Raw genomic sequence first — 14,880 nt, forward strand, 5'->3', positions numbered from 1 at the left:
CGGTGTCGTGTCCGTCCTCTGTGCCCGGTCGCCTGCCCGGCCGTGCCCGTTCCATCCGTGTTCCGTGGCGGGCCGGGCGCACGGCGGGCGCGGATCAGGTGGTGTAGCCGGAGTTGAGGTCGACGTAGCCGGGTGTGAGGTCGCAGCCGTAGACGGTGAAGCCCGCGTCGCCGATGCCGAGGCCGACCCGGATCACCACCTCGGAGCCGGACAGGTAGCCACGGGCCGCCTCCAGGGCCGCGTCGTCGGGCTCCTGGGGGTACATCGGCAGGTCACCGTAGGCGATGGTGACCTTGGCCGGGTCGATGGACGGGTCGTCGTCGAGCTTGCCGATCGCCATGGCGACGCGTCCCCAGTTGGGGTCGGCGCCGTGCACCGAGGTCTTCACCAGCGGGGAGTTGACGACCACCTTGGCCACCCGCTTGGCCTGGGCGGCGTCCCGGGCGCCGGTGACCCGCACCTCGATGAGCTTGGTGGCGCCCTCGCCGTCCGAGGCGATGTCCCGCACCAGCGTCAGCGCCCCCTGGTACAGCACCTCCTCGAAGCGCGCCGGGTCCACCGGTCCGGCCAGCCCGTTGGCGAAGACGGCGGCCGTGTCGCTGGTGGAGGTGTCGGTGTCGATGCTGAGCGCGTTGAACGTGCGGTCCATCACGCGGCGGAAGAGGGCGTCCAGCTCGGGCGCGGGCACGTCGGCGTCGGTGAAGAAGAAGGTGAGCAGGGTGGCCATGTTGGGCTCGATCATGCCCACGCCCTTGGCGATGCCGACCAGGACCGCGTCGCCGCAGCGCAGCCGGACCACCTTGGGGCGGGTGTCGGTGGTCATGATCGCGGTGGCCGCGGCGTCGTAGTCGGCCGGGTCGAACGGCCAGGACAACTTGGCGATCCCGGCGCGGATGCCGTCCATCGGGTACGGGCGGCCGATCACCCCGGTGGAGCCGATCACGAGCTGTTCCGGCGCGATCCCGGCCTTCTCGGCGACCAGCCGCCGTACCTCGGCCGCGTCGGCCTCCCCGGTCGCGCCGGTGGCGACGTTGGCGTTGCGGGAGATCACCACCATGCCCCGGAAGTCCTGCGCGGCGGCCGACGCCCGGCTGAGCGTCACGCTCGGACCGGCGAACCGCGACCGCGTGAACACCGCGGCCGACACCGCGGGCACCTCCGACACCACCGCCGCGAAATCGTCGGCGTCGTCCTTCAGCCCCATGTTGGCCGTACAGGAGCGGAACCCTTGCGGCGCGAGCAGGCTCATCTGCGCTTCCCTTCCCGGTCGTTGCGTCGTCCCATCTCTCCGACGCGGCACCGCAGAACGGTAGCGCATATCCTTACTCCATTGCGCATGGATATGCGCATCCTCCCCCCGAACGGCCCCGCACCGCCGCCACGCCTCCGGTTCTGAGACGGTGGACCCATGCGTACGAACGATGGCGCCGGGCGGAGAGGACTCGGCCCCGGGGTGGCCGGGGGCGCCGGAGACCGGGCCGCCGACGGTTCCCGCGGCCCAGTCGCGGGGCGTGGCGCGGGCCGGGGCGCCGGGCATGCCGGGGATGCCGGCGTGCAAGCCGCCGGGGGCGCCCGGGCCGCGTGGGGGAGCGGACCCGAGGCGACCGGGGGTCGGGCCGCCTGGCGGGCGGATAACCGGACCGCCGGGGGCGCCGGGATCGCACGGGCCGCCGGGGGTGTCGGGGGTCGGGCGGCCGGGGGTTTCCGCGGCCTTGTCGCGAGCCGGGCCGCCGGGGGTTTCCGCCGCCCGGTCACCGGGCAGGCCGCACGCCGGGATGCCGGCGCACAAGCCTCCGGGGGCTCCGGGACCGCCCGGGCGACCGGCGATGCCGGCCCGCAAGCCTCCGGGGGCGCCGACGGGCAAGCCGCCGGGGGTGCCCCGGCCGCGCGGGGGCACCGGGGTGGGGGGCGGGGGCCTTGGCGGCGACGGGGGGCGTTGCGGCGGCGCCTCGCGCTGATCACCTCGGCCACCGTCGCCCTCGTCCTCCTCGGCGCCTGCGCCGCCGCCTTCGCGGTGATCCGTTACGAACTCACCCACCAGCTCGACCTGCAACTGACCCAGCAGGCCCACCTCGTCCGCCAGGAAGGCGTACGGCAGCCACGGGTGCTGCACGGCGACTGCGACTGGCTGGCGGCGCCCGCCTGCGCCCAGGTCGTCCCGGCCGACCCGGCGCAGGACGGCGCCACCCGCTTCGTCCTCCCGGTCGGCCCGCAGGCGCGGGACGTCGCCGCCGGACGCCACGGCGACCGCCTCACCGACATCACGGTGGCCGGCCACCCGGCCAGGATGCTCACCACCCCGGCCGGACCCGGCCGGGCGCTCCAGGTGGCGGTGCGCTCCGACGCCGCCCACGACGCGATCCGGCAGGCCGGCGAGGTGATGGCGGTGGTCGGCGGGGTCGGCGTCCTGCTGGCCGGCGCCCTCGGCTACGCCGCCGCCCGTACCGGACTCGCCCCGGTGGCCCGGCTGACCGCCACCGCGGAACGGATCGCCGCCACCCGCGACGCCCGGCACCGCATCGAACTGCCCCCCGGCCCACCGCACCGCCAGGACGAGGTGACCCGGCTGGCCGCCAGCTTCAACACCATGCTGGGCGAGCTGGAGCAGTCCGTGGCCGCCCAGCGCCGCCTGGTCGCCGACGCCTCCCACGAGCTGCGCACCCCGCTCACCGCCCTGCGCACCAACGCGGAACTCCTCGCCCGCCCCGACCGGCTCACCCCGGCCCAGCGCGACCGGGCCTCCGGCGCCCTCCAGCGCCAGCTGCGCGAGGTCACCCAGCTCGTCGGCGACCTGGTGGAACTCGCCCGCGACGAGGAACCGCAGCCGCTGCTGGAACACCTGCGCCCGGCCGCGCTCGCCGAGGAGTGCGTCCGCGCCGCCCGCGACCACCACCCGGGGACCGCCTTCGAGCTGCGGGTGGCCCCCGGCGCGGCCGGTGCCGTGGTGCGCGGCGTCCCCGCCCGGCTCGCCCGGCTGCTGGGCAACCTGCTCGACAACGCGGCCAAGTTCAGCCCGCCCGGCGGACCGGTGGAGGTCGCCCTCACCCGCGCCCCGGACGGGGACGCGTTCGAGGTGACGGTACGCGACCACGGCCCCGGCATCGCCCCGGAGGACCTGCCGCACATCTTCGACCGCTTCTACCGCGCCTCCGCCGCCCGCGCCCTGCCCGGCTCCGGCCTCGGCCTGGCCATGGCCCAGCAGATCGCCCGCGCCCACGACGCCGTCCTGACCGCCGCCCCGGCCGACGGCGGCGGAGCGTGCTTCCGGCTCACCCTGCCGGTCACCGGCGACGACGGCGACGCCCCGTCCTGACGCGCCCGGCCCGGCGGTTGTGAGGACGGCTCTTACAAAACCCCGGCACGCTGCCCGCCATGCATGCGATCACCTCTCATCGGGCCGTACGCGGCCGGCGGCGGGCGGCCGTGGTGGCGCTGACGGCCGCCGCCGCCGTCACGGCGTGCGGGATCACCTGGTCGGTGGCGTCCGGAGCCCCGGTGGCCACCGGGGTGCGGGTGGCGGACGGGACGGTACGGGTCCCGGTCGACGGGGGCACCGCCGAGGTCGGCACCGACACGCTGGCGGTCACCGCCCGCGCCGCCGACGGCACGCGGCTGACCCTGTCCGCCCCCGCCACCGCCCGCCTCGGCACCCCCGGGCACGTCGTGGTGGACGGCGGCACCGCCCGCTGGACGCTCCCGGCGGCCGGGCTGACCGTCACCGCCGGCGCCGAGCACGGGCGGCTGCGCGTCACCGTGCACGGCGACCGCGACGGCTCCACCCTGTCCTGGCCGGTCACCGGCACCGACCACGACGCGGCCACCGTGCAGCTGCCGCGCGGCGACGGACTGGGCATCCCGGTCGCCGACCCGTGGTGGAACACCGCCCCCGACGGCCTCGCCGGCCACACCTACGACCTCACCGCCGACCTGACCATGCCGCTGTGGGGCTACACCCTCGGCCGGCACGGGGTGAGTTACCTGGTGCCGAGCCCGGCGGGCACCTCGGTCGGCTTCACCTCCGCCGGCCGCCGGCTGCGCGCCACCGGTGAACACACCTTCTCCCGGCGCGAGGACACCCGCGACTACACCGTCACCTTCGCCCTCACCGCCCCCTCCCCGGTCGCCCCCGCGCTGGACTACCGCGACTGGCTGACCGAGCACGGCCAGTTCGTCCCCCTGCGCCGCAAGATCGCCGCCAACCCGGCCGTCGGCAGGCTGCTCGGCGCCTTCCACGCCTACACCTGGGGCGAGGCCCGTACCGAGCAGGGCGTGCGGCGGATGCGGGCGCTGGGGCTGACCCGGATGTGGCTCGGGTACGACGCCGACGGCGACCCGATGAGCGCGCGGGCCACGGCCGCCGCGCGGCGGGCCGGCTACCTCGTCGGCCCCTACGACTCGTTCGCCAACGGCCAGGACCCGGCCACCTCCGACGCGCCCACCTCCACCTGGCCGGCCCCGGTCTACCCGGACTACTGCGTGCGCGAGGCCGACGGCACCGTCAAGTCCGGCTTCCACGGCCGGGGTTGCTACCTCAGCTCGCAGGCGTTCCGGCTCGCCGAACCCACCCGCCACCTGCTGGCCGACCGCACCCGGCAGATGACGGCGAACGGCGCCGACAGCTACTTTCTCGACGTGGACGCGGCGGGCGAACTCTTCGACGACCACAGCCCGGCCCACCCGATGAACAAGCGGCAGGACCAGGCCAACCGGCTGGCCCGGATGCGCACCCTGTCCGGCCCCGACAAGCTCGTCCTCGGCTCGGAGAGCGCCGGCAGCTGGGCGGCGCCGGTGCTCGACTTCAGCCACGGCTCCGCCACCCCGGTCGCCGACGGGCTGTGGCCACTCGAACGCGACCGGCAGACCTGGGGCGGCTACGCACCGGCCAAGGCGCCGGGCGTCTACTTCAAGCCCGTCACCCTCCCCGCCGACCTGACCAAGGCCATGTTCGACCCGGTCTACCGGGTGCCGCTGTACGAGACGGCGCTGCACGACTCGGTGATCAGCCTGGACCGCTGGGAGCTGTCCTACACCAAGCTTCCGAACGTCCAGACCGACCGGGCGCTGCTCGCCGTGTTGGACAACTCCCCGCTCAACCTGGTGCTCGACGGCCCCACCCTGGACCGCTACGGACACCAACTCGCGGCGCTGCAACGGTACTTCGCGCCGCTGCACCAGGCCGCCGGCACCCAGCCGATGACCGGCTACCGGCAGCTGACCGCCGACCGCACCGTGCAGCGGACCACCTTCGGCGACGGTGTGCTCAGCGTCACCGCCAACTTCGGCACCACGCCGTACCACGGGCTCCCCGGTGGCTGCGTGGACGCCACCCTGCGCGGCGACCACCACCCGCGACGGCTCTGCCCCGAGCCACTGACCCCGTGACCTCTTGATCCCGCCCCGGGCGCCCCGTGACCGCACCGGCCACGGGGCGCCCGGACGTGACCTGGGTCACCATCGCCCCGCTCCGGCTAAACCGGTGCTTACCCTTGCGTATTGAACGAATGCCGCAAGGGGGGCGAGCCGACCGGGACGAGTCGGCGAGCACAGGAGTTGAGCGCATGACCGACCACGCACCGGCCCGTCCGGAGCGCCACCAGCGCTACCTGCGGGTGCACCAGGACCAGCACCCGGGACTCGTCGCGTACGCACGCACGCTCACCGGTAGCCCCTGGGTCGCCCCCGACGTGGTCGCCGAGGCCCACTTCCGCCTCTGGCAGGACCCGCCGGCCGACGAGGCCGCCCAGGAGCTGCCCGCCCTCCTCACCCGCCAGGTGCACGACCTCGCGGTCGCCGCCGACCCCGAGCCCGACCGCCGCTGGTCCTACTCCGACCTGCTGGTCGCCGTCCTCCACCGGCTGCCCCGGCGCTGGGTGACCGCGCTGTGGCTGACCCAGGTCGAGCAGGCGTCCACCGCGGTGGTCGCCCGACGGCTGCGGACCGGGCGCGGCGCCGCCACCGCGCTGGCCGGCCGCGCCTTCGACGGCGCCCGCACCGCCTTCCTGATGGCCCAGCCCGGCACCCCCTGGGACCGCTCCTGCGCCCCGCACTGGGAGCGCATACCGGAGTGCGTGACCGCCGGTGACCAGGCGTCCGCGCCGGCCCGGGGGACCCTGCTGCACACCGAGGGGTGCGCCGACTGCCGGTCCCGGCTGGCCGCGGTGGGCCGGGCCGCCGAACGCTTCCCGGCGCTGCTCGGCCCGGCGCTGCTGGCGCTGCTGCTCGGGGGTACGGCGGAGTGGCTCACCCCGCTGATCGGCGCCGTCGAGGCCGACCGCCGCCTCGGTCCGGTGGGCCGGGTGCTCGCCCGGGCGCCGCGCCGGATGCGCAGCACCCCGGTGGCCGCGGGCACGGCCGGGGTCGCCTGTCTGGCCGGGGTGGGGCTCGGCCTCGGGCTGACGCTGCCCGGTTCGGCCGGCGGCACCCAGCACGTCTCCGACCCGAACGCCGGGTCGCACGCCGGGGTGCACGCCCCCGCCGACCCCTCGCCCTCCGCCCGCCCGGCGGCCCCGCAGGACGCGCGGACCTCCGGCCCGCTCCCGTCCGGCTCCGGCCACACGTCGCCGTCGCCCTCGCACGTCACGGTCCCGGCGGCGCCCGCCCGCCCCGGTGCCGGCACGCCGGGCGGAACGCACACCCCGGCGCCCGCCCCGGACCCGGCCACCCACGCCCCGGCGGCGACGCCGAAGGGAACCCCGGCCCCGAGCACGCCGACGCCGCGTACGCAGCCGTCGACCCCTCAGCCGTCGAGCCCCGCTCCGGCCACCTCCGCGCCCGCGAGCCCGGCTCCGTCGAGCCCTCAGCCGTCGAGCCCGGCTCCGGCCACCTCCGCGCCCGCGAGCCCGGCCCCGTCGAGCCCCCAGCCGTCGAGCCCGGCTCCGTCGAGCCCCGCCCCCGCCACCCCCACGCCCTCCGGCGCCGCCACCTCGCCGTCCCCGGCGGACAGCGGCTCGACCACCACGGCACCGGCCACCACCCCGGCGTCCGGCAGCCCTTCACAACCGGCCGCCTCCGGCTCGCCGTCGTCCCCGGGCGGCAGCACGGCACCGGCCGGATCCTCCACCCCATCCACCCCGGCGACGGGTACGGAACGACCGGCCTCTTGACGGATACCAACAAGTAGGTACTGTTTCGTCCACTCATCGTCCGGTTGACAACCAGCGCCCACAGTTCGGCGCAGACAGCAAGACGGGGTCTCACGCAAGGACGGACAACGTGGAACCGACGACACCCCCATCCCCCCGGCCCGCCCGATGGCCCGGCGCGGTGTGCCCACCCGGCGCACCCGGCTTCGTCCAGTCGGCCAAGGCGTGGCTGTTCGACCTGGCCCCTGCCCGGTGGCGGTACGAAGAGGCGCTCCACACCCATCCCGCCGAACTCGCCACCATGATCCGGCTCCACCTCGAAGCCGAGATCACCGCCGTGCAGACCCGGCTGCGCACCCTGCGCGGCGGGGCCCCGGCGGACGGTGGCGGCACCCCCGCGGTCACCCCGGCGGTGCCCGAGGCGTGCGCGGTCTACGCCCGCGAGCACGCCTGGGCCTGCGCCATGCTCGACCAGGTCAGGCTGATCGAGGACGCCCTGATCACCGCGTGCCGGGCCGCCGCGGGACGGCGCCGGGCCGGCGGCGCGCCGCGCCGCGCCGCCGTACCCGCCCCGCGTCCGGCCACCGGCTGAGCCGGGCCGCGCCGTCAGCCCCCGGCCGGACGGCCGGCCGGGGCGCGCGCGTCGGTGCGCAGCGGCGTGATCTGGTGGATGTCGTAACGCTCCCGCAGTTCGGCGATGGCCGCCGGGTCGGGCGGGCCGCCGCCGTCGAGGATCTCCAGCAGTTCCTCGAAGTACCGCTCGTGGGCCGGGGGCGGCGCCGACTGGAAGAGCATCCTGGCCGGCTCGTCGGTGGGGTTGGCGAACGCGTGCGGGCACCCCGGCGGCACGTGGGCCACCGATCCGGGGCCGGCCCGCACCACCGTCGAGCCGTCCGGGCCCTGCCACGACCGCCAGCCGTGCGGGGTGCGCTCCCGGGGCTCGAAGGCGAGCAGGTCCAGCTCCCCTTCCAGGATGTAGAAGACCTCCTCGCTGTGCGCGTGGGCGTGGGCGCCCACGTCGAACCCGGGCGGCACCACCACCTCGAAGACCGAACCGACCGCGCTGTGTTCCCCGGTGACTTTGAAGGTCACCTCGTGGGCGGGGGTCACGAAGCGCCGGCCGGCCCCCGGGGGCAGCACCAGACCGTTGAGCACGCTCATCGCCGTCCTCCTTCCGTCACCAGGTCACCGGGAGCGCGTGGGGGCCGCGGATCAGCTCACCGCGCCGCCACTCGATCTCCTCCGGGGCGACCGCCAGCCGCAACCGCGGGAAGCGGTCCAGCAGCCCGCCCAGCATGACCTCGCACTCCATCTTCGCCAGCGACGCGCCCACGCAGTAGTGCGGCCCGCTGCCGAACGACACGTGCGGGTTGAACGTCCGGTCGAAGTCCATCCGGTGCGGGCAGGAGAACTTCTCCGGGTCCCGGTTGGCCGCCAGGTACGACACGTAGATGGGGTCGCCGCGACGCACCGTCACGTCGCCGAGGCGCACGTCCTCCACCGCGACCCGGGCCATGCCGACGGCGTTGCGGTGCGGGACGAAACGCAGCAGCTCGTCCACGGCCTGCGGCAGCAGCTCGCGCTCCGCGCGCAGTCTGGCCAGGTGGTCGGGGTGGGTGAGCAGCAGATACACCATGTTGCTGCTGTTGAACCGCACCGAGTTGGTGCCGCTGATCTGCATCAGCACGGCGAACGCGACCAGTTCCTGGTGGGTCAGGCGGCCGTCGCGCTCCGCCGCCGCCATGTGACTGAGCACGTCGTCGCGGGGTTCGGCGAGGCGTTGTGCCGCCAGGTCGGCGAAGTAGGCGCCGATGTCGTGCTTGGCCTGCTCGCTGGCCTCCCGGCCGGCCTCGGCGGATATCACCAGCCGGGCCCACTTGGCCATCTTCGGCCAGTCCTCCTCCGGAACGCCCATCAGCTCGCTCATCCCGCCCAGTGCGAACGGGGTGTTGAGGTGCTCCATCACATCGGCCGGCGGCCCGGCCCGTTCCATGGTGTCCAGCAGGCGGCCGGCGATCTCCTCGGCGCGTGGCCGCAGTTTCTCGATCCGCCGGTGGGTGAACATCGCCGCCACCGTCTTGCGCATCCTGGTGTGTTCCGGCGGGTCGGCGAAGCCCACCGCGTCGTCCAGCGGGATGAAGTGCGGTGCCAGCCGGGTCACATCCCGTCCGACCAGCGCCTCCCGGCTGAACCGCGGATCGGAGGTGACCAGCTTGACGTCGTCGTACCGGGCGGCGACCCAGGCCGGTTCGGTACCGTGCGGCAGCTTGACGAGGGCCGGCGAGTCCTGCTGGAGCAGCTCCTCCATGAACGGGTCGAAGTCCATCGCCTCGACCTCGTCCACCGACCAGAAACGCACCGGGGGAGCGTCGTCCCGCCCGGTTTCCCGGCTCTCCTCGTGGGGTCGGGTGGTCATCAGGCGTACCTCCTGTCGGAACGGGGCTGCTCGGTACGGACCCCGCCGTCCCCGTCGACCCAGGTGCCCAGGGCCATCTCGGCGGTGATCCCGGGGCCGAAGCCGGCGAGCAGGCCGCGGCCCGACTCGCCCACCGAGTCCTCCTCGAACATGCGGCCGAGCGCGTCCAGCACCACGGCGCTGGCGATGTTGCCGTACTCGGTGAGCGTGGCCCGGCTGAAGCGGAACGCCTCCGCGGGCACGTCGAGGAACCGGCACAGGTCGTCCAGGATCCGCGGGCCGCCCGCGTGCACGATGTAGAAGTCCAGCGCGGAGGCGTCCCAGTGGTGTTGGGCCGCCACCGCCTGGAGCGCCGGGCTGAGGGGTTCCATCGTCCCCGGCACCCGCTTGTCGAGCTGGAAGTGGAAACCGGTGGGGCGCACCGCGTAGGAGATCCACCCCTCGGTGTGCGGGATCAGGTACGACCCGTTGCGTTCCAGCCGCACCCCGGTGCCGCCCCGGCCGCGGACCACGGCGGCGGCGATGCCGTCCCCGAAGAGCCCGTTGGACAGCAGCGAGCCCACGCCGAGGTCGGTGGGCTGGTAGCACAGCGAGCAGAACTCGCAGGCGACGATGAGTGCGTTGGCGTCCGGATAGGCGACGCAGAAGTCATGGGCCCGGTTGATGGCGGCGCCGCCGGCCGCGCAGCCGAGCTGGGCGATGGGCATCTGCCGGGTCTCGTAACGGAACCCCATCTCGTTGATGAGCCAGGCCGTCAGCGACGGCATCATGAAGCCGGTGCACGAGACGTAGACGATCAGGTCGATGTCGGCCGGCTCGGTCCCGGCGTTGTCCAGCGCACGGCGCACCACCTGCGGTACGCGGGCCTTGGACTCCCTCTCGTAGATCTCGCTTCGTACGTCGAAGCCGGGGTGTCTGAGCACGTCGTCCAACGGCTGCACCAGGTGACGTTCCTTGACCCCGGTGTGTTCGATCAGGCGTAGCACCAGTCCGAGTTGTGAGTGGTGGGCGTGGAGGTCCCGGGCCAGTTCGAGGGTGTCTTCCATCGTGATGACGTGGTCCGGAACGGCGACTGCGGGTTTGCACAGGACCGCCATGGATCCGCTCCTCCTGAACGGTTCGATTCACACGGCTCGACCCGGTCGGCGGCGGTGACCATCTGCGTCGGTGGGGCGACGGCGCGCGTCGGCGGCGCGGGAAGCGCGGAACGCGGATACGTGACTGGACAACGCGCCGACGCGGGCCCTGGTCGGGTGGCCGACGCGGTTGTCGCTCGGTCCACGCTACGTCAGATGGCCTACCCCCGCATGCCGGACTCCGGGGTGCCCGTCGGGCCGGGGAGTGGTAGCCGTGTCACGTCGTCCGCTGTGCCGTGTCGTGCCGTGTCGTGTCGCGTCGGCGCGGGTGCCTGCTCCGGTTGCGGGGTGGTGGGGGCCGGAGGAACATCGGACAGGTGCGGTCCCGGCGACCGCCGTCCCGAACCGGCCCGGCCGTCCGTCCACCGGACGCCGGAAGGCCGGTCGCAGCCACGGTCGCTGCCGCCTCGGAAGCTCCCGATCCCGGTGAACCGACGGGGACCGCTGGAGGACAGATGCCCGACAGACCCCCGACAGCCGCCCTCTCCGTGACCAGCCCGGCCCCCGCGACCGGGGTGGAGTGGGCGCGCTGTCACAACTGCCAGGCGATCGTCTACGGCCGCTCGTTCGCACGGGCCGCCAAGACCTGCCCGGAATGCGGCAGACACGCGCAGCTGACCGCCGCCGAACGCATCGCGCAACTGCTCGACGACGGCACCGGCGAACCGCTGGAACCCGGTCGCACGCTTCAGGATCCGCTCGGCTTCACCGACTCCCGGCCCTACCCCGAGCGACTGGCCGAGGCCCGCGCGCACACCGGCGCCGACTCGGCCGTGCTCGCCGCCACCGGGCTGATCCAGGGCAGCCCGGTGGTGATCGCCGCGATGGACTTCCGGTTCATGGGCGGCAGCATGGGCAGCGCCGAGGGGGAGGCGGTGACCACCGCCGCCGAGGCCGCGCTGGCCCGCCGCATCCCGCTGGTCATCGCCACCGCGTCGGGCGGCGCGCGGATGCAGGAGGGCGTCTACTCGCTGTTCCAGATGGCCAAGACCGCGCAGGCGCTGGCCGCGCTGGACGAGGCCGGGGTGCTCACCGTGAGCATCGTCTCCGACCCCACCTACGGCGGTGTCGCCGCCTCCTTCGCCACCCTCACCGACGTCATCATCGCCGAACCCGGCGCCCGGATGGGGTTCGCCGGACCGCGGGTGATCGAGCAGACCATCCGCGAACGCCTCCCGGACGGCTTCCAGACCGCCGAGTTCCTCCTCGCCCACGGCCTGGTCGACGCCGTGCTGCCGCGTTCCCGCCACCGCGACGCGCTGGCCACCCTGGTGCGCGCCGCCACCCGGCGGGACGCCCCGGCCGGCGGCCCGGCCGACCACGGCGCCATCGTGCGCGACCCGGCGCTGCTGCCCGTCCGCCCGGCCTGGGACGCGGTACGGACCGCCCGGGACACCGCCCGCCCGACCACCTTGGACCATCTCGGCCGCCTGCTGGACGAGTTCGTGGAGCTGCACGGCGACCGGGCGAGCGGCGACTGCCGTGCGGTGGTCGCCGGACTCGGGCTCCTCGACGGCCGCCCGCTGGCCGTCATCGGCCACCAGAAGGGCCACACCACCAAGGAACTGGCCGACCACGAATTCGGTCTGGCCACCCCGGACGGCTACCGCAAGGCGGCCCGGGTGATGCGGCTCGCCGCCAAACTCGGCGTCCCGGTGCTCACCCTCATCGACACCCCCGGCGCCTACCCCGGTGTGGACGCCGAGCGCAACGGCCAGGCGGTCGCCATCGCGGAGAACCTGCGGCTGATGTCCCAGCTGCCGGTCCCGCTGGTGGCCGTCGTGCTGGGCGAGGGCGGCAGCGGCGGCGCCCTCGCGCTGGCTGTCGCCGACCGGGTGCTGGTCGGCGAGAACGCCGTCTACTCGGTGATCAGCCCGGAGGGTTGCGCCGCCATCCTGTGGCACGACCGCGCCGCCGCCCCGGAAGCCGCCGAGGCGCTCGGGCTGGACGCCCGCTCGCTGCTCGGCCACGGCCTGGTGGACGGGGTCGTCCCGGAACCCGAAGGGGGCGCCCAGCGCGACCCGGACCAGGCCGCGGAACGGCTGCGCGGGGCGGTACGGGCCGCCTTCGGCGAGCTGGCCGGCGTTCCGGCGCCGGAGCTGGTCGCGGCCAGGCGCCGCCGGTTCCGCCGGACCGGGGTGGCCCCGCCCGGCGGGTCGGAACGCCGTCCCGGCCGTTCCCCGGACCTCACCTCCCCACCCCCGGACCCACCCTTCGATCCGCCCGAGGACAAGGACCTGGCATGACCACCAATCACTACGCCAAGGAGTTCGAACCCTTGAAGACCGGCCAGGACGCCATCCCGGAGCTGACCCCGGGAGCGGCGGCCGAACGGCTCGCGCACACCGCGACCCGGCTGGCGCACGCCCTCGACGCCCCGCTGCGCCGCATCCGCGTCCAGCAGGGCGAGACCAGCGTCGAGCTGGAATGGCCCGAATACGGCGCCCCCGAGGCCGAGGCGGTGACGGCCCGAGCCGAAGCGGCGGCCACCGCGCCGGCCCATCTCACCGGCGCCGCCGCGGAGGCCACCGGCCCGGCCGGCGATCCGCCCGGCGCGTGTGTCACCGCGCCCATGGTCGGCACCTTCTACCACGCCCCCGAACCGGGTGCCGCCCCCTTCGTCCAGGTCGGCGACCTGGTGGAGAAGGGCCAGCAGATCGGCATCGTGGAGGCGATGAAGCTGATGAACCCCATCGAGTCCGACACCCGCGGCCGGGTCACCGCCCTGCTGGTGGAGGACGGCCGCCCGGTCGAGTACGACCAGCCGCTGGTGGCCCTCGAACCGGTGGCCGACGACGAGGCCGACGCCTCCGACCCGGCCCCCGGCCCGTCCGCCCTGTCCGCCCGTGAACCCGTGTGAGCGCATGTTCTCCAACGTCCTGATAGCGAACCGGGGCGAGATCGCCGTCCGGGTGGCCCGGGCCTGCCGCGAACTCGGCATCCGCAGCATCGCCGTGCACTCCACCGCGGACCAGGGCTCCGAGGTGCTGCGGCTCGCCGACGAGACCGTGCAGATCGGCCCGGCCGCCGCCCGCCGCAGCTACCTCAACCCGGCCGCCGTGATCTCCGCCGCCCTGCAGACCGGTGCCGAGGCGATCCACCCGGGGTACGGCTTCCTCTCCGAGGACCCCGACTTCGCGGAGATCTGCGAGGCGTACGGCATCACCTTCATCGGCCCGCCCGCGCCGCTCATGCGCGACCTGGGCGACAAGGCCCGGGCCCGCGCGCTGATGGCCCGCGCCGGGCTGCCCACGCTGCCCGGCAGCGACGGCCCGGTGCAGGACGAGGCCGCCGTCGAGGCGGTCGCCGCCGAGGTCGGCTTCCCGCTGATCGTCAAGGCGGTGGCGGGCGGCGGCGGACGCGGCATGGCCGTGGTGCACGACGCCGCCGAACTGCTGCCGGTCTACCGCAAGACCCGGGCCGGCGCCCAACTGCTCTTCGGCGACGGCCGGGTCTACCTGGAGCGCTACCTGCCCACCGCACGCCACGTCGAGGTGCAGGTCCTCGCCGACGCGCATGGCAACGTTGTCCACCTCGGCGAGCGGGACTGCTCCGTCCAGCGCCGCCACCAGAAGCTGCTGGAGGAGACCCCGGCACCCAACCTGCCGGCCGAAGTGACCGGGCGGATGGGCGAGATGGCCGTGCGGGGCGTGCGGGCCCTGGGCTACACCGGGGTGGGCACCTTCGAGTTCCTGGTGGACGAGGCGGGCCGGTTCACCTTCATGGAGATCAACGGCCGCATCCAGGTGGAGCACCCGGTGACCGAGCAGGTGACCGGGATCGACCTGGTCCAGGAGCAGATCAAGGCCGCCGCCGGGGTGCCGCTCGCCATCCGCCAGGAGGACGTGCGGCGCACCGGCGTGGCCATGGAGTGCCGGGTCAACACCGAGGACCCGGCCCGCGACTTCACCCCGACCGCGGGCACGCTCACCGACTTCCGGGTGCCCGGCGGCCCGTTCACCCGGGTCGACTCGCACGCCTACACCGGCTGGCGGGTCCCGGCCGACTACGACTCGCTGCTGGCCAAGGTGGTGGTGTGGGCGCCGGACCGGGCGGGCGCGGTGGCCCGGATGGACCGGGCCCTGGCCGAACTGGTGGTTTCCGGCCCCGGGGTGCACACCACGGCGGACTTCCTGCGCGCCGTCCTCGCCGAGGAGTCGTTCCGGGCCGGCCGCCACACCACGTCCATCGTGGCGTCGATGGCGGCGGTCGGCGCCGACGGTCACCGCCGCCCCGGCGGTTAGCG

The 14,880-nt window shown here is 74.8% G+C and carries 11 protein-coding genes; 7 read left to right on the forward strand and 4 right to left on the reverse strand.

The annotated features are described in order from the left end of the window. Positions 1–94: 94 nt before the first annotated feature. The gene (gene argJ, locus SCATT_RS23755) at positions 95–1,249 is read right to left on the reverse strand and encodes a bifunctional glutamate N-acetyltransferase/amino-acid acetyltransferase ArgJ (protein ID WP_014145725.1); all 1,155 of its coding nucleotides are present in this window, start codon (positions 1,247–1,249) and stop codon (positions 95–97) included. 687 nt (positions 1,250–1,936) lie between these two features. Here argJ and SCATT_RS23760 point away from each other — a divergent pair. The 4 genes from SCATT_RS23760 to SCATT_RS23775 all read left to right on the forward strand — a co-directional run bounded on the left by SCATT_RS23760 (position 1,937) and on the right by SCATT_RS23775 (position 7,674). Then, positions 1,937–3,313, forward strand: a complete 1,377-nt coding sequence (locus SCATT_RS23760) for a sensor histidine kinase (RefSeq protein WP_014145726.1) — start codon at positions 1,937–1,939, stop codon at positions 3,311–3,313. 59 nt (positions 3,314–3,372) lie between these two features. Beyond that, positions 3,373–5,382: a glycoside hydrolase gene (locus tag SCATT_RS23765; protein ID WP_014145727.1), complete on the forward strand. Its 2,010-nt coding sequence runs from the start codon at positions 3,373–3,375 to the stop codon at positions 5,380–5,382. A 176-nt stretch (positions 5,383–5,558) separates the two neighbouring features. Then, positions 5,559–7,103, forward strand: a complete 1,545-nt coding sequence (locus SCATT_RS23770; protein ID WP_014145728.1) for a hypothetical protein — start codon at positions 5,559–5,561, stop codon at positions 7,101–7,103. Positions 7,104–7,212: 109 nt separating this feature from the next. Next, positions 7,213–7,674, forward strand: a complete 462-nt coding sequence (locus SCATT_RS23775) for a hypothetical protein (RefSeq protein WP_231905156.1) — start codon at positions 7,213–7,215, stop codon at positions 7,672–7,674. Between the two features lie 14 nt (positions 7,675–7,688). Here the strand turns inward: SCATT_RS23775 and SCATT_RS23780 are convergent, their stop codons facing one another. From SCATT_RS23780 to SCATT_RS23790, 3 genes are read right to left on the reverse strand one after another with little or no spacing between them, the layout of a single operon-like run. Further along, positions 7,689–8,243: a cupin domain-containing protein gene (locus SCATT_RS23780; protein ID WP_014145730.1), complete on the reverse strand. Its 555-nt coding sequence runs from the start codon at positions 8,241–8,243 to the stop codon at positions 7,689–7,691. Positions 8,244–8,259: 16 nt separating this feature from the next. Beyond that, positions 8,260–9,498, reverse strand: a complete 1,239-nt coding sequence (locus SCATT_RS23785) for a cytochrome P450 (protein ID WP_014145731.1) — start codon at positions 9,496–9,498, stop codon at positions 8,260–8,262. Beyond that, on the reverse strand, positions 9,498–10,595 hold the full coding sequence (locus SCATT_RS23790) for a type III polyketide synthase (RefSeq protein ID WP_014145732.1): 1,098 nt from the start codon (positions 10,593–10,595) through the stop codon (positions 9,498–9,500). The genes SCATT_RS23785 and SCATT_RS23790 overlap by 1 nt, the downstream gene beginning before the upstream one ends. 494 nt (positions 10,596–11,089) lie before the next feature. On the opposite strand from SCATT_RS23790, the gene accD reads away from it, so the two are divergent. The 3 genes from accD to SCATT_RS23805 are packed head-to-tail and all read left to right on the forward strand — an operon-like array spanning position 11,090 to position 14,878. Beyond that, on the forward strand, positions 11,090–12,880 hold the full coding sequence (accD, locus tag SCATT_RS23795; RefSeq protein ID WP_014145733.1) for an acetyl-CoA carboxylase, carboxyltransferase subunit beta: 1,791 nt from the start codon (positions 11,090–11,092) through the stop codon (positions 12,878–12,880). Beyond that, entirely contained in the window at positions 12,877–13,494 is a 618-nt protein-coding gene (gene accB, locus SCATT_RS23800) for an acetyl-CoA carboxylase biotin carboxyl carrier protein (protein WP_014145734.1), read from the forward strand. Before accD ends, accB begins: the two co-directional genes overlap by 4 nt. Positions 13,495–13,498: 4 nt before the next feature. Then, positions 13,499–14,878: an acetyl-CoA carboxylase biotin carboxylase subunit gene (locus SCATT_RS23805; protein WP_014145735.1), complete on the forward strand. Its 1,380-nt coding sequence runs from the start codon at positions 13,499–13,501 to the stop codon at positions 14,876–14,878. Positions 14,879–14,880: the final 2 nt, after the last annotated feature.

Origin of the sequence: Streptantibioticus cattleyicolor NRRL 8057 = DSM 46488 (assembly GCF_000240165.1) — a bacterium.
In the GTDB taxonomy this organism is placed as follows: Bacteria; Actinomycetota; Actinomycetes; order Streptomycetales; family Streptomycetaceae; genus Streptantibioticus; species Streptantibioticus cattleyicolor.